The organism is Halomonas sp. 18071143 (assembly GCF_019211725.1).
Lineage (GTDB): Bacteria > Pseudomonadota > Gammaproteobacteria > Pseudomonadales > Halomonadaceae > Vreelandella > Vreelandella stevensii.
This window is the reverse complement of sequence record NZ_CP078120.1, coordinates 2,589,662-2,614,835: the sequence shown is the minus strand read 5'-3', so window position 1 is coordinate 2,614,835 and position 25,174 is coordinate 2,589,662. Positions and strand designations below refer to the sequence as shown.

The window sequence follows — 25,174 nt, the reverse complement described above, 5'->3', positions numbered from 1 at the left end:
GAGAGGATAGGCCTCTTCTCGGCAATGGCAGCACACAGGGCTGTCTTGCCGCGGCGTTGCAACGCATCCGCCACGAACACTGGTATGGCTAAATAAAACACTTCACATGAACATGTGTTCATGTGTTATATTTCCTCGCGTAGTCAAAATTTAACTTGCCCGAGGCTCCCATGTCCCACTCTCACTCACATGACCATGGTCACGACCACAGCCATGTGCCAACTGTGACCAGCGCCAACCAGCGCAAGATTCTCATTTCCTTCGTGCTGATCTTCACCTTCATGATCGTGGAGGCGGTGGGCGGCGTGATTTCCGGCTCGCTGGCGCTGCTGGCCGATGCGGGCCACATGCTGACCGATGCGATGGCGCTGGCCTTGGCCTATATGGCGTTCCGGTTCGGCAGCCGCGCCGCAGACAGCAAGCGCACCTTTGGCTATCTACGCTTCGAGGTACTTGCCGGCTTCATCAACGCCGTCACGCTCTTCGCCATCGTCGCCTGGATCGTCTATGAAGCATGGGGGCGGCTGCAAGCGCCGCCGGTGATCCTGGCTGGCCCCATGATGATCGTCGCCGTGTTGGGATTGCTGATAAACCTGCTCGTGCTGTGGATCATGACACGCGGCGATACCGAGCACGTCAACGTGAAAGGTGCCATCCTGCATGTGATAGGCGACCTGTTGGGCTCGGTGGGAGCAATCCTCGCTGCGGTCATCATCTATCTCACGGGGTGGACGCCCATTGATCCCATCCTGTCGGTTCTGGTGGCGGCGCTGATCCTGCGCAGCGCCTGGAAGCTCCTGGCCAAGTCTATCCATATCCTGCTGGAGGGCGCGCCGGAGGACGCTTCGCCGGAGAAGGTGGAACAAGGCCTGATGAGCGCCGTTCCCGGCCTAGCGGCTGTCAGCCATGTTCACGTGTGGCAACTCACCTCCGGTCGCACCATGGCCACGCTACACGTGCGACCCAATGTGGACGAGGAAGCGCGAGCCGTGGTCAAGCGCGTCGAGGCGGTGCTTCGAGAGCAATTCAGCATCGAACACGCCACGGTCGGGATCGACTGGAACTCGGAAGCCGACGAGAACGTCTGCAGCCTGCAACCCAGGACGGACCGTCATGCCCACAGCGGCCATGACCACAGTGGGCACAACCATGACCACTCCGCTTCTGGTCACAAGCATTGAGGCCGTGCAAGCCGGCTCGCAGTTCACTTGAGGGTTTGAAGCCATGACGTTCCGCAAAACCATCAGCTCCGATATTGCGCAATGTTCGACCTCCAGCCACGGCGCGGCTACTGATGTTCTTGCACTGTCGCAAAGTGACGTCGCTGTTCTGGCCGAAACCTTCCGTCTGCTGGGCGACCAATCGCGGTTGAAGATTTTGCTCCATTGCATGCGCGGATCGGTCGCTGTGGGAGATATCGCCGACTCGCTCGATCTGTCGCAGTCCTTGGTCAGCCACCACCTCCGGCTGTTGCGTGGCGCGCGTCTCGTGCGCGGCGAACGCCAGTCAAAGCACATCTTTTACGGTATCGCGGATCAGCACGTCAGCCAGGTGCTTCAGGACATGGCTTCCCACATTTCCGAGGATAGATCCGACGATTGACTGAGTGTGCAAATGTGTGCGGCACGCTCTGGCAAGGGGCGTGCCGTTTTTTTTGGGTGGTCAATATCAGAGTGGAGGCCAGAGCCCTTCGTCGCTTTGCCTGAAACCAGAGGTCTTGCCCCGGAACAGAAAAGGCCTATCCGTACCTTCAAATAAACAATTGAACATATCTTCATGTGTGTTATTATTCGACTATGAATCAACTGAAGGAGGCGTGAGCACCACGCCATTGTTTGTAACGTCAAGGAGTATTGATGATGTCCAAAAAATTTCACGTCGCAGTTCTGCTTTCCGCCTTCGTTGCGGCTGGTGCAGGCGCCCAACCCTTCGACGCAGGTGTTTCGCGCGCGGAAGTCAACGCTGACCTGGCGGCGTGGAAGCAGGCCGGACTGGATAAGCTTTCCGGGGGAGACGCCGGGCCTGACACTTTCAGCTCGGAATACCGCCAAGCTTACAAAAACTACCTGCAACTTCGTCTGGGAGCCGACTACCGTGAGTCCACCGCTTTGACGAGAGATCAGGTGCGTGCCGACCTGGCGCTGTGGAAGCGTGCCGGCTTAGACAAACTCGAACGCGGCGACGGCGGCACCGACACGTTCAGCTCGCAATACCGCGCGACATACGACACCTATCGTCACCTGCGCGACGGCGAGCAGTATCAGCAGGAGGTGGGGCTGACGCGAGCCGAGGTTCAAGCCGATCTGGCTGCATGGAAACGCGCCGGGCTGGATCGGTTCTGGGCTGGGGATCAAACCCCCGACACATCCAGCCCTGCATACCGTGTCGCCTTCCAGAACTACCTGCAACAGCGCCAGAACTGAGAGAACGTGCGCCGCACACCATAACCATCGGGGATCGCAGCCAAAAGGACGAACATGTCTTTTTTTCATAACAAACATATGAACGTATGTCCATGTGTTTGTTATTGATAAGGCGGTCAGATCGGTCTGCGGCGCATTCCACCGTGTGAGGTATTCGGAGAAATTGGAGATCGATATGTCTTTGGAAAAAATAGACCGTAGCGAAGAAGCTGGGGAACACCTCGGCTTTCGCGTTGAAGGGATGGACTGCGCGAGCTGCGTCGGCAAGATCGAGACGGCCCTTGGCCGCCTCGACGGCCTGTCGGACGTGCAGGTCAATTTTGCGAGCGAGACGCTCATCTTGAGGCGTGAACCGCACAGCCGTGCGACTACGCGGGATATCGCCAAGAAAATCCGATCCCTGGGCTTCGACGTGCAGGAACTGCCCACGTCCGAAGTGTCCCCGGTGCCCGTACCGCGCCAGGCGGCCCACGCGCATGGCCATGCCGGCTGCGGCGGTCACCATGACCATGGGCATGCTCACGACCACGGGCACAATCATGCACACGGAAAGGCATGCGGTGATGACCACGGACACGATCACAAGCATGGCCACGGCCACGAGCACGGAGCCTGCAGCGGGCATGACCACGCGGCGGCTGCTCCTGCCATCCGTACTGCACCCAGCACGCCACCCAACGTCTCCATGCGCGTCGAAGGCATGGACTGTGCCAGTTGCGTCGGCAAGATTGAAACGGCCCTCGCGCGCATGGTCGGCGTGTCCGACGCACGCATCAACTTCACCGCCGAGACACTGGAGCTGACGCTCGCATCCGGCGTTCCCACGCAGCTCGGCGACATCGAGAAGACTATCAAGAGCCTGGGTTTCGGAGTCTCCGATGTACGCCGCCATGACGGCTCTGATACCGGCGCAGTCTCTGTCCCGGCCACTAGCATTCAGAACCGCCGCTGGTGGCAGACGAAAAAAGGCAAGCATGTGATCGGATTGGGTGTGCTGATGGCTTCGGCCTATGCCATGACCCTGCTGCTGCCGCTCTACGGCGAATGGATATTCGCTGCTGCCGTGATTGCGGGTGTCACGCCATTTGCGCGCAAAGCGTTCGCGCTGGCGAGATCCGGTTCGCCTTTCTCCATTGAAACCCTGATGTCAGTCGCTGCGATTGGTGCGCTGTTCATCGGTGAGGCTGAAGAGGCAGCAGCAGTGGTCTTCCTGTTCTCGGTCGGTGAGCTGTTGGAAAGCGTAGCCGCCGGTCGTGCCAGAGCTGGCATCAAGGCACTGGCATCACTGGTTCCCAAGACAGCGGTGCTGCTCGATCCCAATGGAGGTCAGCGTACCGTCCCGGCTGCCTCGCTGAAGGTCAATGACACTGTATTGGTCAGGCCAGGCGACCGAGTACCTGCCGATGGAGAGATCCTGCGTGGCGAATCCAGCCTCGATGAGTCGCCGATCACGGGAGAATCCGTGCCGCGTCAAAAGGCTGCTGGCAACACTGTTTTCGCCGGCTCGATCAACGTCGACGGTGTGCTGGAAGTCCGGGTGGAAAAGGCCGCGTCGGACAACACCATCTCGCGCATCATCCAACTGGTTGAACAGGCGCAATCCTCCAAGGCGCCCACGGCCCGCTTCATCGAGAAGTTCAGCCGCTACTACACCCCGGCCGTAATGGCCATCGCCGCGCTGATCGTGGTGGTGCCGCCGTTGGCCATGGGGGGGGACTGGAGTACCTGGCTGTACCGTGGCCTGGCTCTTCTGTTGATTGCCTGCCCCTGCGCACTGGTGCTCTCCACTCCGGCGGCGATTGCCTCGGGTCTTGCGGTTGCGACGCGTCGAGGGCTGCTGATCAAAGGCGGCAACGCGCTGGAAACCATTGGCCGTGTCCGCTCCATCGCCTTCGACAAAACCGGCACGCTGACCGAGGGCAAGCCGCGCGTGACCGAGGTAGTTCCTTTTGGTCAGCTCAGACAAAAGCAGGTGCTGGCGCTGGCCGCCGCCGTCGAGTCCGGGTCGAACCACCCACTGGCCAAGGCTATCGTCGTCCATGCAGAAAGCACGGATACGGCCATTCCCAAAGCATCGGAGGCATCGGCGATTGCCGGCAAAGCGGTGCGAGCCACTGTGGGCGGCAAAATGCTGGCAGTGGGTTCCCCATCTCACGCGGGTCAGGTAGCTACGCTGTCGGCCCAGCAGCGTAAGGAAATCGAAGCGCTGGAGAACAGCGGCAAGACTGTTGCGGTTCTGTTCGACGAGCGTAGCAAGGAGACTCTGGGACTGCTTGCGTTGCGCGATGAGCCGCGCCGCGATGCAAGCGAAGGTGTCGCTCAGCTCAAGGCCATGGGCGTTCGCTCCGTGATGCTCACGGGCGACAACCAGCGTACCGCACAAGCCATTGCCGACAGCTTGGGAATCGACTGGAAGGCCGAACTGTTGCCGCAGGACAAGCTGGATCTGGTCAACAACATGAAGCGTGATGCCAAGGTGGCCATGGTCGGCGACGGCATCAATGACGCGCCGGCTCTGGCGACTGCCGACGTGGGTATCGCCATGGGTGGCGGTACGGACGTGGCCTTGGAAACCGCAGATGCGGCGCTGCTCAAGAGCCGCGTGACGGACGTGGCGCACTTGGTAGCACTGTCACGCGCCACCATGGCGAACATCCATCAAAACGTGGTGTTTGCACTTGGCCTCAAGGGCTTGTTTCTGGTCACCACCGTGTTCGGCATGACGGGCCTGTGGGTCGCGGTTCTGGCCGATACCGGCGCTACAGCGCTGGTCACGCTCAATGCGCTGCGCCTGCTGAGGTTCAAGGGTGCCCAAAGTGTGGACGACGACCGCGACACCGGCCATCCGACGCGCTCGCCTCAGCCCCAGGCTGCGCACTGACGGCAGCGGCTGGACATAGGTCTGCATTGCTAAGCCAGTGTGCCGCAGGTGCGCCGGAGGTGCCGATTCTCGTGACGTTGAGATTCGATGCCTCCGGCTTTCGCCATCACAAGGTCAACGGCGGAGGTCAGGGAAGCCGGGAAGTTTTTTCCTCGCGGGAGCTTGACCTTCCAACTATTGAAACCTCTAGAGTCCTCACCAACGCCGCACAGTGGTCTTGAGGCGGAGCACACAGCAAGGGTCATTTTCATCATGAAAAAGAAAATTGGAGTAGTTCTGCTGGCGGTGGCAATCGTCGCTGGCGTGGGCATTGCCGTTGTCAGCCGCAACGCATCCAACAATGAAGGGCCGGCTGCAGGCGGGCCTCCCGGCGCAATGGCGCCTCGGGTGCCGGTGGCCGAGGTAATCGTGCGCACCATGACACCGACGGTCGAGTTCACGGGCTACCTCGCCGCACCTGAAACGGTGGAGCTACGTTCGCGCGTCGGGGGCGCCATCGACGCGGTCAGCGTCCCTGAAGGCAGTCTGGTCAGCAAGGGCCAGTTGCTGTTTCAGATTGATCCGCGCCCCTTCCAGGTCGCTCTCGACACCGCTCAGGCACAACTGCACCAGGCCGAAGTGCTGACCGCTCAGGCGCAAAGCGATTTCGAGCGTGCCGAGCGGCTGGTATCCACCGGTGCGGTATCGCGCAAGACCTATGACGATGCTGTCTCCGCACGCAATGCACGACAGGCGCAGGTTCAAGCGGCAAAAGCCGCGTGGCTGCCGCCCGGCTCGACCTGTCCTATGCACGGGTGACCGCACCGATCGCAGGCCGGGTGGATCGCATGCTGGTGACCGAGGGCAATCTGGTCAGCGGTGGTGGCGCGGGCGCGGCAACGCTGCTCACGACCATTGTTTCGGTCGATCCGATGTACGTTTATTTCGACATTGACGAAGGCACCTATCTCAACCATATAGGCAATGCACGCCCTGACGCCTCCAGGCCAGAAAACAGCGCCTTGCTCGTCCAGGTCGGCCTGGGCAAGGACAACAATTTTCCGTTCCAGGGCACGCTAGATTTTGTCGGTAACCAGGTTGATCGGGGCACGGGCACTGTCCGCGCCAGGGCTGTCATGCCCAATCCAGACGGTTATCTGACGCCCGGCATGTTTGCGCGAGCCAGACTTGCTACTGGCACTGAGCGCCAGACCATTCTGATTGACGATCAGGCCGTCGGCAGTGACCAGGACCGCAACTATGTACTGGTGGTCGATGCTGAAAGCACGGCGCAATACCGGCCTATCCAACTCGGGCCGATACGCGACGGGCTGCGTGTCGTCGAGGGCGGACTGAATGAAGGTGAACAGATCGTCCTCAAGGGGCTGGTGCGCCCCGGCATGCCCATCACGCCGAATGTCGTGCCGATGCAGCAGTCCACTGGCGCTGCCGACTCAAGCGACGCAGCGGCTGATACGGAACACTCTGACAGTCCGGCGGCTGATACCCGTCCTGGTGAGGAGGAGTCCCGCTCATGAAATTCCCTCATTTCTTCATCAACCGGCCAATCTTCGCCGTTGTGCTCTCGGTGCTAATGCTGATTGCCGGTGCGATGGCAGTGTTCCAACTCCCCTTGAGCGAGTACCCCTCGGTTACCCCACCCACAGTACAAGTAACTGCCAGCTACCCGGGTGCAAATCCGCAGGTGATCGCTGATACGGTGGCCGCGCCTCTGGAGCAGGCCGTCAATGGCGTCGAAGGCATGATCTACATGGCCTCTCAGACCGCGACTGACGGCCAAATGGTGCTGACCATTTCGTTCCAGCAAGGTATCGACCCCGACTTTGCCCAGATTCAGGTACAGAACCGCGTATCACGAGCACTGCCGCGCCTTCCCGAGGAGGTGCAGCGCATCGGTGTAGTCACCGAAAAAACGTCGCCAGATATTCTGATGGTCGTGCATATGCTCTCGCCCGGCAATCAGTACGATCCGCTCTATGTCTCCAACTACTCAATGCTGCATGTGCGCGACGAACTCGCACGACTGTCCGGGGTTGCCAACGTAATCATCGGCGGTGAGGGCGAATATGCCATGCGCGTCTGGCTCGATCCGACCAAAGTAGCCTCACGCGGCTTGACGGCAGGCGATGTGGTCGCGGCCATCCGCGAGCAGAACGTGGAGGTGGTCGCCGGCTCAGTGGGCCAGCAGCCCGATGCGTCGTCGGCCTTTCAGGTCAGCGTCAGTGCGATGGGGCGCTTGACCACCGAAGAGCAATTCGGCGACATCGTTGTCAATGTCAGTGAGCAAGGCGCGGTGACAAAGCTGCGTGACGTAGCACGACTGCAGATGGGCGCTGACAACTATGCTATGCGTGGCCTGCTCGACGGCGACAACGCGGTGGGCCTGCAAATTCTAACAAGCCCCGGTGCCAACGCCCTGGACACTTCCGACGCGGTGCGTGCCACCATGGAGCGCTTGCAAGCGGACTTTCCACAAGGGCTGGAGTACCGCATTGCTTACGATCCCACCGTCTTCGTGCGCGCCTCACTCAAGTCCGTGACGATGACGCTGCTTGAGGCCACCCTGCTGGTGGTACTCGTGGTCGTATTGTTCCTGCAAACCTGGCGTGCATCGATCGTTCCGCTGGTGGCTGTGCCAGTCTCCATTGTGGGAACATTCGCGCTCATGCACCTGTTCGGCTTCTCGCTGAACACCCTCTCGTTGTTCGGCCTGGTGCTGTCAATAGGCATCGTCGTGGATGATGCCATCGTTGTCGTGGAGAACGTCGAACGGCACATCCGCATGGGCAAATCACCCAGGGCAGCAGCACACGCAGCAATGGACGAAGTGACCAGTCCGATCCTGGCCACCACTGCGGTACTGGCGGCGGTCTTCATCCCCTCTGTCTTCCTGTCTGGACTCCAAGGCGAGTTCTACCGGCAGTTCGCGCTGACGATTGCTATCTCGTCCATCCTGTCAACGGTCAACGCTTTGACGTTGTCGCCAGCGCTGTCCGCCGTGCTGCTCAAACCTCATGATGACAAAACACGCCGCGACTGGCTGACTCGTGTCATCGACGGCATGTTCGGCTGGCTGTTCCGAGGCTTCAATCGCTTTTTCGACAGATCCTCGGATGCCTACACTGGAATGGTGCGACGCAGCATACGCTTTAGCGGCATTGTCCTGCTGCTCTATGTCGGCTTGGTGGGCCTGACTTGGGTGGGATTCACGCAAGTTCCCAACGGCTTTGTTCCCGCACAGGATAAATACTACCTTGTCGGCATTGCCCAATTGCCCACCGGTGCCTCGCTGGATCGTACCGAGGCCGTGGTCAAGGAAATGTCGCGGATTGCCATGGATGATCCTGGCGTAGAGACCGTGGTGGCCTTTCCTGGCTTGTCGGTGAACGGCCCCGTCAGCGTACCAAACTCGGCGCTGATGTTTGTCATGCTCAAGCCTTTCGAGGAGCGCCAAGATTCGTCCATGTCGGTGTACGCCGTTCAGGGTCGGCTGATGGGTCAATTCAGCCAGATTCCAGACGGTTTCGTGGGCGTTTTCCCACCTCCTCCCGTACCAGGCCTGGGGGCAATGGGTGGTTTCAAGCTGCAAATTCAGGATCGCGCCAACCTGGGCTCCGACATGCTGGCACAAGTTCAGGGCGAAATCATGGGCAAAGCGATGCAGACGCCGGAGCTGGCCCATATGCTGGCCAGCTTTCAGACCAATGCGCCTCAGTTGCAGGTAGACATCGACCGTGTGAAGGCCAAGACACAGGGCGTAGCGCTCACCGACATCTTCGAGACGCTACAGGTGAACCTCGGCTCCCTTTACGTGAACGACTTCAACCGCTTTGGGCGTTCCTATCGTGTCATGGCGCAGGCCGATGCACCGTTTCGTATGCAAGCAGAGGATATCGGTCAGCTCCAGGTGCGCAATGCAGCGGGGGAGATGATTCCGTTGAGCACTCTGATCCAGATCAAGCGCGACTCTGGCCCGGATCGGGTGATGCACTACAACAGCTTTCCATCGGCTGACATCAGCGGCGGCCCGGCACCCGGCTACTCATCGGGTCAGGCCTCCGACGCCATCGAGCAGATCGTGCGCGACACGCTGCCGCCAGGCATGACCTATGAATGGACCGACCTGACCTACCAGGAAAAGGCGGCGGGCAACACGGCAATGTACGTCTTCCCGCTGGCTGTGCTGCTGGCCTTCCTGGCCCTGGCTGCGCAGTACAACAGTTGGTCGCTGCCGTTCGCGGTGCTGCTGATCGCACCGATGGCATTGCTGTCCGCCATCGTGGGCGTGTGGCTCTCGGGGGGGGACAACAACATCTTCACGCAAATCGGATTCGTGGTGCTGGTGGGGCTGGCCGCCAAGAACGCCATCCTAATCGTCGAGTTCGCCCGCTCCAAGGAGGATGACGGCGTCGATCCGCTGGCGGCTGTGCTCGAAGCTGCACGCCTGCGTCTGCGTCCGATCCTGATGACATCGCTCGCCTTTATCGCCGGCGTGGTTCCCCTGGTGCTGGCCTCCGGTGCCGGTGCGGAAATGCGTCACGCCATGGGCGTCGCCGTGTTCGCCGGCATGCTGGGGGTGACGCTATTTGGCTTGGTGCTGACGCCAGTGTTCTATGTCGTCGTGCGCAAGCTCGTTTTGCGCAAAGAGAAGCGCAAGGGGCAACAAGCAGCGATCGAGACGCATGCGTGAAAGTCTGGAGAACACTATGAAAACATCTATTGAAGTCCCAGGCGCATTGAAGAAACTGTCGCTCATTGCACTGGCCGTAGCCCTAGCAGGCTGCTCCCTGTCGCCCAGGTACGAACGTCCCCAGGCGCCGATCGCTGCCAGCTATCCCACGGGATCAGCCTACGAACAGGCCACGCCAGCCGACGCCGATCAGGTGCTCGCGGCAGATATCGGCTGGCGCGACTTCTTTCGTGACCCGCTGTTGCAGCAGCTGATAGCGCTCTCGCTGGAGAGCAACAGGGATCTGCAAAAGGCCGCCCTGAACGTGGAGGCGGCGCGCGCAATGTATCGCATACAGCGCGCCGATCTACTGCCAAGCCTGGACGCCGCCGGCGGCAGTGTGGCCGAACGGCTGCCCGCTGACATCAGTCCCACAGGAACCACCCAAATCAACCGCCGCTACGACGTGGCCGGGGTGGCGACAGCGTGGGAACTGGATCTATGGGGCCGCATCCGCAACCTCAGCGACCGAGCCTTGGCATCCTATCTGGCTCTCGATGAAACCCGCGTCGCCGCACAGATGAGCCTGGTATCCGAGGTAGCCATCGCCTATCTCACGTTGCGCGCGGATCAGGCGCTACTGACTCTGACCAGCGATACCCTGGCCACACAGAAGCGCTCATACGAACTGACGGCTCAATTGGTGGAAGCAGGCAGCGCCACGCAACTCGACCTGCGCCTCGCGGAGATTTCACTGCGTACCGCCGAGGCCAACCATGCGGTTTATACCCGACAGGCAGCCAGCGACCGCAATGCCCTGGTATTGCTGTTAGGCCAACCGCTGACGGCGGAACTGTCGCAGCAACTGGATGCGGCCACAACGCTGCCTGATGGCATCGTGCCAACCAGCCTGCCGAGCGGACTGCCTTCGGAGTTGCTCGTGCGCCGACCGGATATCCGCGCCGTCGAGCAGATGCTGCTTGGTGCCAACGCCAATATCGGCGCGGCGCGAGCCGCTTTCTTTCCGACAATTAGCCTCACGGGTTCGGCAGGCACGGCCAGCGCTTCGCTCGATGGCCTGTTCGATTCGGGCTCGCGGGCCTGGAGCTTCCTGCCGCAGATCACGCTGCCCATCTTCCGCGGCGGCGCGTTGCGCGCCAATCTGGACGTGGCGCAGGTGCAAAAGCGCATCGAGATCGCCAACTACGAAAAGGCCATCCAGGTGGCCTTCAGCGAGGTCGCCGATGGGCTGGCGGGCAAGCGCACGCTCGATGATCAGATCCGCTCGGAGCAGCTATTGGTGGCAGCCAGCCAGAGCGCCTACGAATTGGCCGAACAGCGCTTCAAGGAAGGCATGGATGACAATCTCACCTTGCTCGACGCGCAGCGCACGCTGTACGGCACGCAGCAGACTTTGGTGCGCACGCGTCTGGCGCGGCTGAATAACCTCATCAACCTCTACAAGGCGCTGGGCGGCGGCTGGACTGAGCACTCGGTGCAGTCGGGTATCGGCGTTAAGCAGTCCACCAAGTCGCCGGGATGAGGATCGGCGAACTTGCGCGCTTGACGGGCACCCCCCCGGAGAACATTCGGTTCTACGAGCGGGAGGGCCTGTTGCAAGCCCCGGAGCGGTCACGCAACAACTATCGGCGCTATGGCCCGGCGCATGTCGAACGGCTTCACCTGATTCGCAACTACCGTGCGTCGGGCATCGGCTTGGATGACGTGCGCCGTCTGCTGGGTTGGGCACATGAGGGGTTCCTGGAACCCGAACTGCTAAGGCAGGCTGTCCAAGGCCATCTCGCCTGTGTCGAGGAACGCATGGAGCAACTGATCCAGGTGAAAGAGCACCTGCTCGGATTGGCCTTGCACGGTGCGGCTTCCGAGGATGGACCGGCTCTCGATGGCTCGTGAGCATCGCATGGTCGTATAACTGAATATATATTCATGTGTGTAATATTTCCGGCCAGAAAACGAATAAGAAAGACGCCATGACCGACCAGAGCATCACACGCCGAAACATCGGCGTTCTCACCGCCGCGCAGGCGCTCGGCGGCGCCAGCGCGCCCATCGTGATGTCGCTGGGTGGGCTGGTCGGCCAGCAGCTTGCCAACGATTCGGCCTGGATCACGTTGCCCGTGAGCCTGTTTGGCCTGGGTCTTGCCATCGGCACCTTGCCCGCAGCGTTCATCATGCGACGCCATGGCCGCCGTAACGGGTACGTGGTCGGGGTCGGCTTCGGCGTAGCCTCGGGCCTGATCGCCGCGCTGGGCATCATGCTGGCTTCGTTCTGGATCTTCTGCGCCGGCACCTTCCTGGCCGGCTTCTACGGCGCGTATGTGCAGAGCTACCGCTTCGCAGCCGCCGACACCGCCGAGGACACGCTCAAGGCCAAGGCCATTTCCTGGGTCATGGTGGGCGGCCTCGCGGGCGCCATCATCGGGCCGCAGTTGGTGATCTTCACACGCGACGCGGTAGCGGGCACGCCCTACGTCGGCAGCTTCCTCAGCCAGGCGCTGCTGCCGCTGATCGCCTTGCCGATCCTGCTGATGTTGCGCACGCCGCGCCAGACCCAGGCCGAAGCAGTCGCCGATAGCGGTCGGACGGTGCTGCAGCTCTTGGCGATGCCGCGCTATCTGCTGGCGGTGGCTGCGGGCGTGGTGTCCTATGGGGTGATGGCGTTCGTGATGACGGCCGCACCTGTAGCGATGGTCAACCATGGACATTCGGTGGACAACGCCGCCCTGGGCATCCAGTGGCACCTGCTGGCGATGTTCGGGCCGAGCTTCTTCACCGGACGACTGATGGTGCGCTACGGCAAGGAGCGCGTGACCGCCGTCGGCATGGTACTGCTCGCCGCCTCCGGGGTGGTGGCCCTGGGCGGGCTCGGCCTGCCCCACTTCTGGGGCTCGCTGGCGCTGCTGGGCATCGGCTGGAATTTCAGTTTCATCGGCGCGACGGCGATGGTCACCGACTGCCACACTCCGGCCGAGCGCAGCAAGGCGCAGGGCATGAACGACTTCTTCGTTTTCGCTGCCACAGCCGCCGTGTCGTTCCTCGCGGGCTCGATCCTGCACAGCTCGGGCTGGCAGGCGGTCAACTGGATGATCTTCCCGGCCCTGGCGTTGATCTTGGTGCCGCTGCTGTGGCAGGCCGCGCGAGAGCCGGTGCGACCAAGTCCGGGCTGATCGGGCCGATGCGAGAGGCGTTCCGTCTAGCGGCCGCCTCAGGCGCTAGATCACCTGCTTCCACCGCTGCAGCTTCGACAGCGCGTCGTCGTAGGCGGTGGAAGTGAAGGACTGGATCTTGCGCCGAGGGTCTTCATCGGCATCAACGGCGAAATGAGGGGCTTGACCTTCCAACAATGGGAAGCCCTACAGTGACTCCATCAACCTCATTCAAGGAGCTTTTCATGAGAGTCAACAAGTTCAGCCTGTTGTTCATTGCGGGCGCCGTCGTGGTCGCCGTCGGCCTGATGGCCGTCCAGAAGAAGGTGGTCGTCCCGTCGGGTGAAGCGATGCAGGCCAGTGCGGGCGGAGGTCACCAAGGGCACGCGATGCCCTCCAGCGCCTCGGCCAATGACAGTCCTTCCACGACCGCGTATCGCGCCGTGAACGACCAGATGCACGCCGGGATGGGAGCGCAGTTCACTGGCAACGCCGACGTCGATTTCATGCGTGGCATGATCCCGCACCACCAGGGCGCGATCGACATGGCCAAGGTGGCGCTGCAGTACGGCAAGGACCCGGAGGTTCACAAGCTGGCCCAGGAGGTCATCACCGTGCAGGAAGGCGAGATCGCCATGATGAACAAGTGGCTGGGCGAAAACGGCCAGCAGGCGGCGGCCGGCAGCTCGGGCGATGCCTCGACGGCCGCCTACCGTGCCGGCAACGACCGCATGCACGCGGACATGATGATTGATTTCAGCGGCGATGCCGATGTGGACTTCATGCGCGGCATGATCCCGCACCACCAGGGCGCGATCGACATGGCCAAGGTGGTGTTGCAGTACGGCAAGGATCCGGAGGTCCGCAAGTTGGCTCAGGAGGTCATCTCCGCGCAGGAAGGCGAGATCGCCATGATGAAGAGTTGGCTTGTCGCTCGGGGCAAGTGAAGGCACGACCATGAACCAAGCCAACACCCCGCGCATCCTCATCTATAGCACTCCAACTTGCCCGGACTGCCGGGCGCTAAAGGAGTGGTTGTCCCAGCAGGGCATCGCGTTTGAAGAGCGCGACCTGACCGACCCGAAGATTTCCGCGGAGGCCAAGTCACGAACCGGCGTGCGCGTGGCCCCGATCACGATCATCGGCAACGAGGTCTTCTATGGCACCTTCGCGAGCCAGAAACCGGGGTTGATGAAGGCGCTTGGCCTTCAGTGAGCCGCTGAAGGACGACCGTGGTCACGGGCGGAGCCGCCGGCTCGGACTCCGGTCGGACCCTGTAAGCGCTGTTGCGGACACGCCGGAACGACCGTGGATCATTCTTCAGCCGAGAACGCTCCGCGCTTTCGCCCCCCCCCCCGTCGTTGACATCACGAGAAGAAACCTCAGGCGATCAGCATCTTCAACTACCTCTCTGGCTCTTCCTCGGAAGGCTGCTATTTGAGCGACAGGTATGGATTGTTCGGGGGAACGGTATCAAATATGTGCGACGGATCTTCGAGCAAGTAGCCATGCAATCGACGGGATTTTCGCGGCCCCATGACTTCGCATGTCCAGATATTCAAACCCGACGGCTGTTTCCTGTGAAGTCCGAGTTTTTCAAAGCGCTTCTGTATCCATTGCCAGTCCTGCACCTTGTCCTGCTTGGCGAGCGCCGAGATGCTGGGATGCTCCTGGGCGTAGCGCTGAAACAGGCCAGGGCTGACCAGATAAACCGTATCCGCCACGGTATGCACGAGTGCTTTCGCATCGTTGATGATGAGGCGACGGGACTGGATGCCTTGGCGGAGCCAGACGATGAAGTGCTCGCCGGATGGCACCGCGCAGTCAGGAGCTTCAGGCAAGTTCTTTGGTGGCCTGATTTCGGTATTCGTGGGCAGCTCGGCAGAAGTTGTCGGCGGGCCACTGTTGCGCTGAGCAGCGGGCTCGGGCTCTACGCCGGTCTCCTGAGCGGGTTGTCCGAACAGGGACAACAGATCGTCCACCGCGTCCGCAGGAGGTTCCCCTTCCGGCTGGGGCAAAGTCGTGTTGGCTGACGCAGGTGTGGGAGGCGACTGTCCGGCAGCAAGAGCCATGTTGTCGGCACAGGTTTCGATGCTGCCGGTGGCTTCATCCGAACTGCCTGCGGGCTGTTCGGCGGTTCCCGTTTCAGAAGTCGCTTCCACCGTCACCGTTCCGGCGAAGGGAGCGGGACGCTCATCCGGCTGCCAGATCAATGCTGGTGACATCCGTAGCAGCGTAAAACTGTGCGACCAGCCAGCCTCGCTGTTGACCGTGGCACGCCAAATGGCCTTGCCGTCCGGGGCCGGCTGCAGCATGCCGTGATCCTGCAACACGTTGAAGACGGCCGTGTTGTTCGAGGGGATGCCATCGATGCCTTGTGACAGTAGATGTGCGCGCAGCTTGTCCGAGACGGTCTTGCTCACCAGCCACAAGGCATCCTGTGTCAGCCAGCCGTCCGATGCCTGGGGCTGGTTCAGCTTCAACTCCTCCTTCAGCAAATACCGAAGTCCATCGATGAGCTTGCGCTGCAGGGCATGCTTGGGCGCGGCCATGGCGCGGCTGGGATCGCCCCCCAGCTCCTGAGCCACGGATGCACGATCCGCCTGAACGACGAGCTCGCCCAGCACGCCCGCATGCTCATACTGACCGGCCAGCACATAGAGCAGCGGTGCCCATAGCGCTGGGTAGCTGCTGAGCCAGTCGAGGATGCCGGCATCGAGTAACTGATGGTAGAGCAAGCCGGTGGCTGCGCCATGCAGGCGATACTCTCGGTCGTCCCTGTAGCGGAAGCGATAGGGGTGCAGCAGCGGCCCGTGCCAGGGGTGCCAGACGCGGCCGTCCTCGTACTCGACGTGGAGATCTACCGCGATCTTGCCGATGTCGTGGAGTAACGCAGCATAGGCCGTGGCCGCCGTCCAGGCCTCGGCCTGGGCGGCCTGGTCTTCCGGTGTTGCGCCAGCCGGCAGCAGATGCGATTGCCGCAGCTTGAGCGCGAAGGCGACGATCTCCAGCCCATGGTCGAGCATGCCGCCGAGGTAAGCATGGTGGTGGCTTTCCGACGCCGGGAACATCTGCACCAGTTCGGCATAGCGCTCCAGTGGCACACGGTACAGGGAGGTGAACTGCTTGCGCGAAAGCGAGGTGCGCTGCCAGATGTGCTCCATCAGCTTTCGCCGACGCGGCGTCGCCAGCAAGGACGCGGCCGATTCCGGCCGCGTCAGCCCTTTCGGTGGTGTCGCCGGTGCCGGCTCCGGCAATGGCGGCCGTTTTCGTTGGAACAGAGCGAGCATCGCCGTGACCTGAAATGAGAGCGGGACAGGGCCTTTTCCTTTTCCAGATAGGGCCTTTCCCCTTGCGCCCCATTCCCTTGCCCTTTCCGCCCTTGACCCTTGTTCAAAGCCTTTACATATAGGCGGTAACCAGGTGCCAGACGACAAAGAAACGGATGTTGGGGCAGTCCCCTTTTCCAGGTGGAGCCAGGTGAGGTGGCTCAGCCGCCGGAGGCGGTTACGGCCAGGCCGGCGTCAAGAGCATCGGCCTGCGCGATGAAGTCTTTCGGGCGGCGCTTCTGGAATGTGCTCAGGTTGGCGAACTTCCAGCGCAGTGCGGGCAACTGGTCGGCATGCGGGCATTGCAGCAGTGACCAGTCGGGTTGCGCGCGGGTCAGCCCGCTCAGGAACTGCAGGTGGGCATCGCTGAGTCGTCTCGGTAGCTCATGGCGGAGCCGGGCACGGGTATCGAGCAGGACGTCCAGCGGACAAGCCACCTCGGTCATGCCGACGAAGGCGCGCTCATACTCGCCGGTGATGTCCTTGTCGTTGCCGAACAGCACTTCGTGGGTCGGTCGGTTGTGTCCCGCCAGATAGACCACGAAACACTCGACCATCGCATCGGTCAGGCCACCGCTCTCGAACAACTGCCAGACGTCGAACAGATCCCGAGGGTGCTGGCGATCCAGGGCGGCGACCAGCTTGCTGGCATAAAGCTCGTCCGGAACCAGGGTCGGCACATCGAACTCGACGCCGAACAGATCGCTGGTGCGAGCGCTCAGCGGACTGCGTGTGGCGGGTAGCACGGTGCCGCGAAACACCACATTGACCTCGACCTTCACCTGGCTGCTCTCGTTCTCCGCGATCAGCTTGGTATCCCCGAGATCCTTGCTGCGGATCAGGCGTGTCTGCACGCCGAGGGGTTCGACGCGCTGCGCGATGGCGGCCAGCTCCTGGTTGATGGCCTGCAAGGCCTCGTCTCGCGGCGTCTGCCAAGGCAGGTAGACCACGTCGATGTCCACGGACAGGCGGGGCATGTCCCGCAGGAACAGGTTGATGGCGGTGCCGCCCTTCATGGCGAAGATGTCGTTGTCGAACACGTCGGGAGCGATGTTCAGCAACAGGCGAACGGTGTCGGCGTAGTGTTTATCCATGCGGGTTCAGGCTCAGTAAGGTGCCGTCATCGAGGCGGCTCATCCAGCGCTTGTTGCTGCCGGTACGTACCGGGTACTGCTCCAGCAGCGCATCGACGTCGACGACGCCAGTTTCCCGAGCCCAGGTCAGGAACAGGCGCACGGCCTTGACGCTGGTACAGCAGGCCAGCAGGCGTCCGAGTACATCCTTGCGTGGCGATCGCAGGCCGTCGAACAGATTACGGGCCTCTTCGAGGCTTTCCCGCGGGCCGGTCTCGTAGAGCAACTCCAGAACCGCGCGCTCCGGCACCGCCACCCGCAGGCCTGCTGCCTGCCCCGGCGGCGTGTGCAGGGTCTTGCCGGGGAGCGTATCGTCGGGCCAGTCGAACAGCTTGGCGTTGACGTACCGCGCCGGGAACCGCTGGGTGAACCAGGCTGGCAGCGCAAAGCGGGCGTCACCCCAGAGCACCAAGGTCTCCCGGGAAGCCAGGTTGTGCCGTACCCCCTGCAGTGCCAAGGCGCTCTTGCCCCCCACATGCAGGCCGGCGACCCTCTCCTGCAGGAACCGCAGGGCGCCGCTGACGTCGAAGTCGTCATTCGGGAAGGCATAGACGCCATGCGCCAGACGCACCAACCAGCCGCTTTCCGCGTAGCGGGCGGCCAGTTGGGGCGACACGCCGTAGGATTCGAGCATGGCGAGGTCGAACGGGGCTCCACGAGGAAGCTCCGTCAGCAGCCGCTTGATTACTTGATACCGCGTATTTACACTCATAGGCTAAATATACGTCACAATCTAATCAATCACCACTCAGAAACAGAACAATGCTTGAAAATTAGCCTCATGATTGAATTTGGTGTATAAATCTAATCATGGATGGCCTCGGATGGCCGAAATCCCGCAGCAGACATGCCGCATTGCTGGCCGCACCGTGGTGGCCACCGGCGCACACTGGAGCAACCATGTAACGCAGACAAGCAGGTGACGATCATGAACACTAGACCCCGTAGCAGTACCGCAGAACGCTTCGGCCGCTGGCTCGGCCGTGGCTGGCGGGGCTACGTGCGTCGCGAACGGCGGGCGGTCGCGTGGCTGGCCTCCGTCGGCGTGCCGAGCGGCGCCGCGACCGCGCTGGTGTGGATCGTCAAGCTCGCCGTGCTGGGGGTGCTGCTCTATGCGGCCTTCTGGCTTGCGCTGCTGCTGGTGTTCGTCACCGCGGCTGCCTGGGCCTCGGCGGCAAACTCCCCGGACGAAGACGCCTGGCCTTTCACCGATATGGACGAGCTTCGCAACACGCCGGGGTACGACCCGAACCTCTACAACGACCACACCCACGTCGATTACAAGGACGATTGAGGTTCGGCTCTACTTGAGCTTCCCACCTGACATGGCTCCGGCGCCTTTACCGCCAGCCTGCGCACCTCCCTTCGTGCCTTCGGTCATACCTTGAATGGCCTGACCTGCGCGAAAGCCGACCCATCCCAGCGACGCGATCCAGAATCCAGGCAGTACCAGGAACATGGCTCCCATGACGAAATTGAGCAGCATGTCGCCGAATGTGTTGTTCAATCCGATCAGGGGATCGAAGTTGGTATGCGGGCGGTTCCATCCGAACCCCCAACCGTAGAGTGCATCGAGGATCGTGCTGTCGATCCATCGAGCCAGTTGCAGCCAAAAGTCGGTGAAGAACAATGCAAACTGGACGACGGTGAGCGTGATAACGGTCTTCAGGTCGTAGGTGCCGATCAGCAAGACGATCGGGATGCAGATCACCAGCGCCATTTTCAGGAACGCCAGCACCATCGGCAGGGCCTGGCGCACGACGTCCATCGCCGGGAAATAGGCAAGCCCGCCAACCGCCATCCCGACATCGCTGGCGGCGCGGTTGATGACGTTGGGCAGCGTTTTGTCGATTTGCCCGCCGTAATCCGTGTAGACGCTGCCCTGGTTGAGTTTCTGCTGGCGCGGTGAGGCAATGGTGCGGATCACCGAGTCATCCACTTCGGTGCGGCTCAGGAAACCGGCCCAGCCGGCCAGACGGTTGAGCAGGCTGGGATCGACCTGATCCAGCAGACGTGCGCGCAGGCCGTTGCCGCTGTCGTTCCACCACTGGCGGCAGGTCGGATAGCCGGCACCGCTCGGCACCTGCGCCAGGCCGGCATCCCGGTTGCTGTCGTAGGCCCATCCATCGCGCGGCGCCCTTGCGCGGTAGGTGTCGTAGTAGCCGGCGTTGTCGAGGTAGAACCGCGAGCCGATCCAGGTGACGTCGTGCATCTGTGCTTCATCGAGATTCGGACGGTTCATAAACAACTTGGCGCGCGCCGGGCCGTAGCAGTCGTGGGTGAAATCGGCGACTTCCTGCGCCAAAACCGGGTCGTCGATGCGTGTGGCATTGATCTCCATACGGATCTGCCGCAGGTCGGTTCCACATGGGATGGCAGCAACCGAGGCCCCGGTGATCGCGCGCGACAGCGCGTGCATGAACGCCCACCACACCGGCACGCGTGCGCTCTGGTTGTTGAGCGTGCTGAACGACTGCGACCAGCCGGTCTCTCCAGGTTCGGGCACGCTCACCTGGCATTGCGCCGAGCGCGCCTGGTCGTACTTGATGGTGTTGAGGTCAACGTCGATGAAGGGGATGCCCGCGAACATCACCACGACGATCGCCACCCAGACACGGTTCTCGATGCGCAGCGAGGACAGCGCGCCTTTATTTCCTTCGTCCGCACCTTCGGCTCGCGCGCGCAGCCATTCCTGGATGATGATCGCCACGAAGGGTATGGCGAACACACCGCTGGAAACGAGCACCGCCCAAATTCCGTTGTGGATGACCCAGCTCAGCAGGGTCAGGTAGTACTCCAGGTAGTCCGTGGTGAACAGCGTCATGTGCCATCCTCCCGCTACGTCGCCTGCATCAGCAGGCTGGCCTCGAGCGCGACGATTCCCACCACGCCGGCGACTTCGGCGCGCAGGAGGCGACGCCTGGCTTCCATGCCGGATTCACGCGCCAGCAGACGCCGACGCATCCAGACCCAGCCGCAGACCGTCGCCCCGTACAGGCACAGCCGCCACAGCAGGAAGAAACCGGAGGTCTCGACGAGCCAGCGCTCCCAGCCGACTACGCTGCCGAGGAAGTGGATGCCCACGATGTTGATGAGCACGGCTGCCGCGAGCAGCAGCATCGCCCACAGCAGCACCTTCGCCACCCTGCGGATGAGCAGCCAGCGCGGCCCCCAGGTCAGGTTCATGGCGTGCTCCCCGGATTGGCCCGCTGCAACTGGTCGAGGCGATCCGGCACGGGGTCACCTTCGTAGATACCCCGGGAGCCCGCGGCCCTGGTTCCATGGCGCTGGATGATCGCCATCGGCGAGTTGTTGGCAAGCGTGCGGCGCAGTTCGAGTTCGGTCTTGAGGTTGGAGATCTCCCGATCCAGCGAGTCGCTTTCCTGGTCGACGGCGGCGGTCGCCAACTGGTTGGCGGCGACGTTCGGCTCCTTGCGCCCGGTCAGCAAGGTGCGCTGCAGCAGCAGAGCCTTCTCCAGCACCGACGCCAGGGCCACTTCCGAAGCCAGGCGTTGCGCCAGCACGTGCTGATCCGGCTCATCGCGCAGCGCCTCGATGACGCCGCGGGTAATCGGCAACGACACGCTGCCTGCCTCGGCAAGGTTCTCGAAGGTGGTGTTGCGCGCACCGCTGATCAACTCCTGCAGCGTTTGCAGCTTGGCGTCGTACTCCTCCTGAATGAGGGGGGGCAGGCCCACGCCGGGAATCGTCTCAGTCTTTGTGCAGGCGTCGCAGGTACGTTGCTCCTGTTCGCCCAGCACCCGCGTGGCCCATTCGACCGCTTGCTGCGGTGAGGCCCAAGTCTGGCAGGCCAGGCTGTTGCAGCTCGCCGGATCGATGGCCGACGTATCGGTCGCGTTGCGCCCGTTCACAAGGTTGTAGCCCGCGCGCGTCACGTCGCCCATCACCTTGATCGACGGCTGACCGGCGCCGCCGGCGTTACTGCCGCCGACCCACGGCACACCGTCATTGCCCCGGCGCGTCTCGGCCTGCTCGACGGCTGACACCGCATCCGTGCTCGACACGGCATCACGCAGCGCCATGCCTTCGGCCATCTGGCTCCAGCCCAACTGGCCACCGGCCATGTCCGCCATGCGTTCGGCCATCGACCGGCAGGTCAACTTGGAGCGATCGAAATCCAGCCTTGCCTGGAGCACACCATTGGTCAGCAGGTTGTAGAGGCCGGGGTCCGCTCTCTGGATGATCAGCGCGGGGAGCGACGCCACGGCGCTGGTCGCGCTCTGGATCACGTTGCTCATGATGTTCTGAAACCCATTCGTCAGGCCGTTGAGCTGGTTCTGGATCGTGGTGCTGATGCTCATGTCGCCGCACACCAGATTGCTGTTCCACCCAACCCCGACACCGAGGGAGCGCATGCCGGCCGCACCGCTCATCGAGACGGCGTTGCCACCGCCGATCGAGTACATGACCTCGTCGCCGATCACGCTGCCGCTGGTCTGGAAGCCGCCGCTCTGGGCGAGCGCCAGCCCGCTGGCAACGGCCAGTGCGCAGGCCAGCGCGCCAGGCCGCCAGAGACGTGAGGGGCGGTCGTGCGGCGTCGTCAGCTCGGAATGCTTCATGGCGGAACCCTCAATTGAAATCCACGCTGCCGAGGAACACCTGTCCGCGACGCTGGCAGCAGCTGTACGGGCGCCACAGCGCCCACGCGTAGTCACCCTGTTGCGCCTGTGGCAAGTGCCCGGCATGGGGAAACACGGTGCAGGTGTTGGAAAGGCGCGGCGTCAGCCGCTGCCACTTGCCGGTGCTGGCATCGCTTTCGATCAACGCGCCGGCCGGCCAGTAGCCGTCTCGCGCGTTGGCCATCAGCGGCTGGTACACATGCAGTTGGCCGCGCCGGGTTACGACGTCGCCGGCGCGCTGGGCGACGACCGCGCCAGCCTTGTAGTCGTCGGCCTGATGCAGGAAGCCGCCCCTGGGATAGACGTTGCCCCACAGGTTCAGCCGGGTGCGGGTGCCGATCTCGCGCATGCCGGGAATCAGCGACTCGGGATACACGGCTTCGGGCATGTTGTAGCGCCAGGCCAGCGTGTCGAAGGTGCTGAGCAGGTACGGCATGAACGCAGTGCCAGCACCCTGGCAGATGTAGCCGGACGCCGAGGCGAACTGGCTGAACACCTGACCGCCCGGATGGCCAATGACGTCGGCGTTCTTGAATTTCGCCAGGTTGTTCTCGTGATCCTCGTTGGTGGTGCCGTCACCGCCGGCCTGAGCCGAGGGGGTGGGCGGGCTCATCGGCCGCACTTCGATCCACGGGTTCTGCCCAGTATTCGAGTAGCTCGATACCACGGCGTCGGGAACGTAGTGCCTGACCTTGATGGAGGTGCGCACCGAGCAGCCCGACAGAGAGCAGTACAGCCAGTAGCAGATCCCGGTGACGCGATATTCGAGGCAGTCCGGCGACAGGGTTGAGGAGATGATGGTGGCGGTGTTGAGGGCGAAGCTCGACGTGGCGCTGCACAGCAGCACGGCGGCGGCTCCAAGCCGCAGGCGACGGGGAATCATGGCTGCTCCTCCCGGTAACGCTCGATGCGGGCCAGCGCCTGGCCGAGGTCGCTCACCCCGTAGACGACGTAGCGCTGATCGACGATCACCGCCGGAATGCTGGTGATGCCGAGGCTCCAGGCATCGGTCACGCCCTGGTAGGCATCACGGATGCGCTGTTGCAGCGCCTGTCCGCCATCGTTCAAACGTCGCTGCACGAACGCCGCGGCCCGCTGCGGGTCGTTCGGCAACCCGGCCGACAGATCCGCCTCGATGGCCTGCGCCGCGTCGAGTTGGATGACGCGATCCGCCGCCTGGGCACCTGCCACCGGGTTGCGGGCGTCCGTCACGATCCAGATCTCCGCAGCCATGACGTTGCCGGCAAGCAGTAGCGCGGGGAGGGCCAGCGTCTGGCCAAGGTGTGCAAGAAAGGCGTGCATGGCTTCGTGTCTCGGGGTGAATCGACCCCGGTAGTCGAACCCATGAGGCAGATGCGCACCACGAACAATGCGCACTGTGGCAATCCCTGTTTTCCGGTGATGCGAGGGAAACGAAAAAGCGCATGGACCTGGGGACAGGCCCATGCGTGGGATGCGGCTTGGCGGACGCGATTCTACGCCGCTACAGCAAGCCATTCTCGGCAAAAGAGTACGGTCGGCCCTCGCCGATGATGAAGTGATCCAGCACCCGGATGTCGATCAGATCCAGAGCGTCCTTGAGTCGGCGGGTGATCGCGCGATCGGCTGCACTGGGCTCCGAGTTCCCCGAGGGATGCTGGTGCGCGAAGATGACGGCGGCGGCATTGGCTGCCAGCGCACGCTGGACGACCACCCGGGGATAGACTGATGCGCCATCGATCGTGCCGCGGAACAGCGGCTCGTACGCCAGCACCTTGTGGCGCGTGTCGAGAAGCAGGACGGCGAAGATTTCGTTGGGCTCGCCGACGAGCATCAAACGCAGGTAGTCGCACACCTCGCTCGGATTCCGCAAGGCGGTACCCGCCTTGAACATGCGTCGCTCCAGCAGCGCGATGGCCTGTTGAACGATCCGGTCTTCGTGCGTATCGACGACAACGGGATCGTGTTCCAACTCGGTATGGGAGTCTTCGAGGGTCAGTACGTCGGTCATGGGAACCTCCAGTAGATGAACGGAGGCCCCCCACGGAGGCGGAACCTCCATGGGCGTGACGAAATGAAAAAACCACACATCCACCAGCGCGGACGCTGGCCGTTCGCTTCGGGATGCGTTGCGAACGACGGTCAGCGCAGCAGTGCTGCGCCGTAGCCTCGAAGACCTCGGCTACCTGGGCATGTCGCCATCTTCGATGGCGGACAAACCTGCGGCGTGCGCCGGAGCGGTATCCGGTGCATCACCCATCAGCAGATCCATCGCGGACAGTAGCGCATCGCCCTCGACCGGCCCCTGCAGCAGCAACGACCGGCCGCTCTGGCGATCCTCCAGGCGCAGGCTGGGGGTGGCGGTGATGCCGGCGTGCGTGCCCTGTTCGGCCTGGGTGCGCACGACGGCCTGCGGGCGCTCGCTGTCCAGGCAGTCTCGCAACGCCGGCGTCAGCCCCGGAAAGCGACGCCCCTCGGGGAGCCCCTGGCCGCCGCTGCGTGTGTGCTGGTACAGCCAGCCGATGGCATCGAAGAACGCACCATGCCCGCCGGTTTCGCCCGCGCACTCGGCCATGCTGGCCAGCGCTGAGGCGACCGGCTCGTGCGCCGCCAGAGGCAGGTGATGCCATTGCAGGCTGACGTCGGCCTGCTGGCCGATCCAGCTCTTCAGGCCCGGGTAGTAGTCCTTGCAGAACGGACATTCCAGGTCGGCGTAGAAGGTCAGCACGAAACGGGCATCGGGCTGGCCGTGGCGCCACGGCGGGCCGGCCGGGTGCTGCTCGGTGGTCGGGGCCGGTGTGGCGTCTGACACCTCGCGCTGCACCACGGTGAGCAGCGCGAACAGCAGCAGCGCCAACATGCCGACGGCGCAGGCCAACAGGCGCAGACAGCGGCGACGGCGGACGGACAGTGGTGGGGTCGTTGAGCGATGGACAGGCATGGCGGGCTCCGG

Annotated in this window: 22 protein-coding genes and 1 pseudogene; 12 read left to right on the top strand and 11 right to left on the bottom strand. The window is 62.7% G+C overall.

The window, feature by feature from the left end; translation table 11 throughout:
* Positions 1-170 precede the first annotated feature (170 nt).
* From KVY02_RS12220 to KVY02_RS12180, 9 genes and pseudogenes are all read left to right on the top strand, one after another.
* Positions 171-1,181: a cation diffusion facilitator family transporter gene (locus KVY02_RS12220; RefSeq protein WP_106763574.1), complete on the top strand. Its 1,011-nt coding sequence runs from the start codon at positions 171-173 to the stop codon at positions 1,179-1,181.
* Between the two features lie 43 nt (positions 1,182-1,224).
* The gene (locus KVY02_RS12215; RefSeq protein ID WP_106763572.1) at positions 1,225-1,602 is read left to right on the top strand and encodes an ArsR/SmtB family transcription factor; all 378 of its coding nucleotides are present in this window, start codon (positions 1,225-1,227) and stop codon (positions 1,600-1,602) included.
* Between the two features lie 254 nt (positions 1,603-1,856).
* The gene (locus tag KVY02_RS12210) at positions 1,857-2,423 is read left to right on the top strand and encodes a DUF4148 domain-containing protein (RefSeq protein WP_228247428.1); all 567 of its coding nucleotides are present in this window, start codon (positions 1,857-1,859) and stop codon (positions 2,421-2,423) included.
* Between the two features lie 175 nt (positions 2,424-2,598).
* Positions 2,599-5,304: a heavy metal translocating P-type ATPase gene (locus KVY02_RS12205; RefSeq protein ID WP_106763571.1), complete on the top strand. Its 2,706-nt coding sequence runs from the start codon at positions 2,599-2,601 to the stop codon at positions 5,302-5,304.
* Positions 5,305-5,391: 87 nt separating this feature from the next.
* Positions 5,392-6,821, top strand: a pseudogene (locus KVY02_RS18565) (efflux RND transporter periplasmic adaptor subunit).
* Positions 6,818-9,994, top strand: coding sequence for an efflux RND transporter permease subunit (locus KVY02_RS12195; protein WP_106763569.1), 3,177 nt, complete (start codon positions 6,818-6,820; stop codon positions 9,992-9,994). Before KVY02_RS18565 ends, KVY02_RS12195 begins: the two are co-directional and overlap by 4 nt.
* Positions 9,995-10,010: 16 nt before the next feature.
* On the top strand, positions 10,011-11,516 hold the full coding sequence (locus KVY02_RS12190) for an efflux transporter outer membrane subunit (RefSeq protein WP_106763566.1): 1,506 nt from the start codon (positions 10,011-10,013) through the stop codon (positions 11,514-11,516).
* Positions 11,513-11,887, top strand: coding sequence for a MerR family transcriptional regulator (locus KVY02_RS12185; RefSeq protein WP_106763563.1), 375 nt, complete (start codon positions 11,513-11,515; stop codon positions 11,885-11,887). The genes KVY02_RS12190 and KVY02_RS12185 overlap by 4 nt, the downstream gene beginning before the upstream one ends.
* A gap of 77 nt (positions 11,888-11,964) precedes the next feature.
* On the top strand, positions 11,965-13,161 hold the full coding sequence (locus KVY02_RS12180) for an MFS transporter (protein ID WP_106763560.1): 1,197 nt from the start codon (positions 11,965-11,967) through the stop codon (positions 13,159-13,161).
* 45 nt (positions 13,162-13,206) lie between these two features.
* On the opposite strand, the gene KVY02_RS18330 is transcribed toward KVY02_RS12180, so the two are convergent.
* Entirely contained in the window at positions 13,207-13,338 is a 132-nt protein-coding gene (locus KVY02_RS18330; protein ID WP_256357486.1) for a hypothetical protein, read from the bottom strand.
* A gap of 47 nt (positions 13,339-13,385) precedes the next feature.
* On the opposite strand from KVY02_RS18330, the gene KVY02_RS12175 reads away from it, so the two are divergent.
* A complete protein-coding gene (locus KVY02_RS12175) occupies positions 13,386-14,087 on the top strand; it encodes a CopM family metallochaperone (RefSeq protein ID WP_106763558.1) in 702 nt (233 codons plus the stop codon).
* A 10-nt stretch (positions 14,088-14,097) separates the two neighbouring features.
* On the top strand, positions 14,098-14,355 hold the full coding sequence (locus KVY02_RS12170; RefSeq protein WP_106763555.1) for a glutaredoxin family protein: 258 nt from the start codon (positions 14,098-14,100) through the stop codon (positions 14,353-14,355).
* 218 nt (positions 14,356-14,573) lie between these two features.
* Here KVY02_RS12170 and mobH read toward each other — a convergent pair whose 3' ends face one another.
* The 3 genes from mobH to KVY02_RS12155 form a co-directional block, all read right to left on the bottom strand.
* On the bottom strand, positions 14,574-16,430 hold the full coding sequence (mobH, locus tag KVY02_RS12165; RefSeq protein ID WP_106763553.1) for a MobH family relaxase: 1,857 nt from the start codon (positions 16,428-16,430) through the stop codon (positions 14,574-14,576).
* A 200-nt stretch (positions 16,431-16,630) separates the two neighbouring features.
* The gene (locus KVY02_RS12160) at positions 16,631-17,563 is read right to left on the bottom strand and encodes a nucleotidyl transferase AbiEii/AbiGii toxin family protein (RefSeq protein WP_218313593.1); all 933 of its coding nucleotides are present in this window, start codon (positions 17,561-17,563) and stop codon (positions 16,631-16,633) included.
* A complete protein-coding gene (locus tag KVY02_RS12155) occupies positions 17,556-18,314 on the bottom strand; it encodes a type IV toxin-antitoxin system AbiEi family antitoxin domain-containing protein (protein WP_218313592.1) in 759 nt (252 codons plus the stop codon). Before KVY02_RS12155 ends, KVY02_RS12160 begins: the two co-directional genes overlap by 8 nt.
* Before the next feature lie 216 nt (positions 18,315-18,530).
* On the opposite strand from KVY02_RS12155, the gene KVY02_RS12150 reads away from it, so the two are divergent.
* Positions 18,531-18,896 (top strand): DUF3742 family protein, encoded by a 366-nt coding sequence (locus KVY02_RS12150; RefSeq protein WP_106763544.1) that lies wholly within the window; start codon positions 18,531-18,533, stop codon positions 18,894-18,896.
* Between the two features lie 9 nt (positions 18,897-18,905).
* On the opposite strand, the gene KVY02_RS12145 is transcribed toward KVY02_RS12150, so the two are convergent.
* The 7 genes from KVY02_RS12145 to KVY02_RS12115 all read right to left on the bottom strand — a co-directional run bounded on the left by KVY02_RS12145 (position 18,906) and on the right by KVY02_RS12115 (position 25,162).
* Positions 18,906-20,426: a conjugal transfer protein TraG N-terminal domain-containing protein gene (locus tag KVY02_RS12145; protein WP_106763541.1), complete on the bottom strand. Its 1,521-nt coding sequence runs from the start codon at positions 20,424-20,426 to the stop codon at positions 18,906-18,908.
* Between the two features lie 14 nt (positions 20,427-20,440).
* Complete coding sequence (locus KVY02_RS12140) at positions 20,441-20,788, bottom strand: hypothetical protein (protein WP_106763539.1); 348 nt, start codon at positions 20,786-20,788, stop codon at positions 20,441-20,443.
* Entirely contained in the window at positions 20,785-22,182 is a 1,398-nt protein-coding gene (locus tag KVY02_RS12135; RefSeq protein ID WP_106763536.1) for an integrating conjugative element protein, read from the bottom strand. Before KVY02_RS12135 ends, KVY02_RS12140 begins: the two co-directional genes overlap by 4 nt.
* Before the next feature lie 10 nt (positions 22,183-22,192).
* Positions 22,193-23,125, bottom strand: coding sequence for a TIGR03756 family integrating conjugative element protein (locus tag KVY02_RS12130; protein ID WP_106763534.1), 933 nt, complete (start codon positions 23,123-23,125; stop codon positions 22,193-22,195).
* The gene (locus KVY02_RS12125; protein ID WP_106763757.1) at positions 23,122-23,544 is read right to left on the bottom strand and encodes a TIGR03757 family integrating conjugative element protein; all 423 of its coding nucleotides are present in this window, start codon (positions 23,542-23,544) and stop codon (positions 23,122-23,124) included. Before KVY02_RS12125 ends, KVY02_RS12130 begins: the two co-directional genes overlap by 4 nt.
* A 181-nt stretch (positions 23,545-23,725) precedes the next feature.
* Positions 23,726-24,232: a RadC family protein gene (radC, locus tag KVY02_RS12120; RefSeq protein ID WP_106763531.1), complete on the bottom strand. Its 507-nt coding sequence runs from the start codon at positions 24,230-24,232 to the stop codon at positions 23,726-23,728.
* A 171-nt stretch (positions 24,233-24,403) separates the two neighbouring features.
* Entirely contained in the window at positions 24,404-25,162 is a 759-nt protein-coding gene (locus KVY02_RS12115) for a DsbA family protein (RefSeq protein ID WP_106763528.1), read from the bottom strand.
* Between the last annotated feature and the right edge of the window lie 12 nt (positions 25,163-25,174).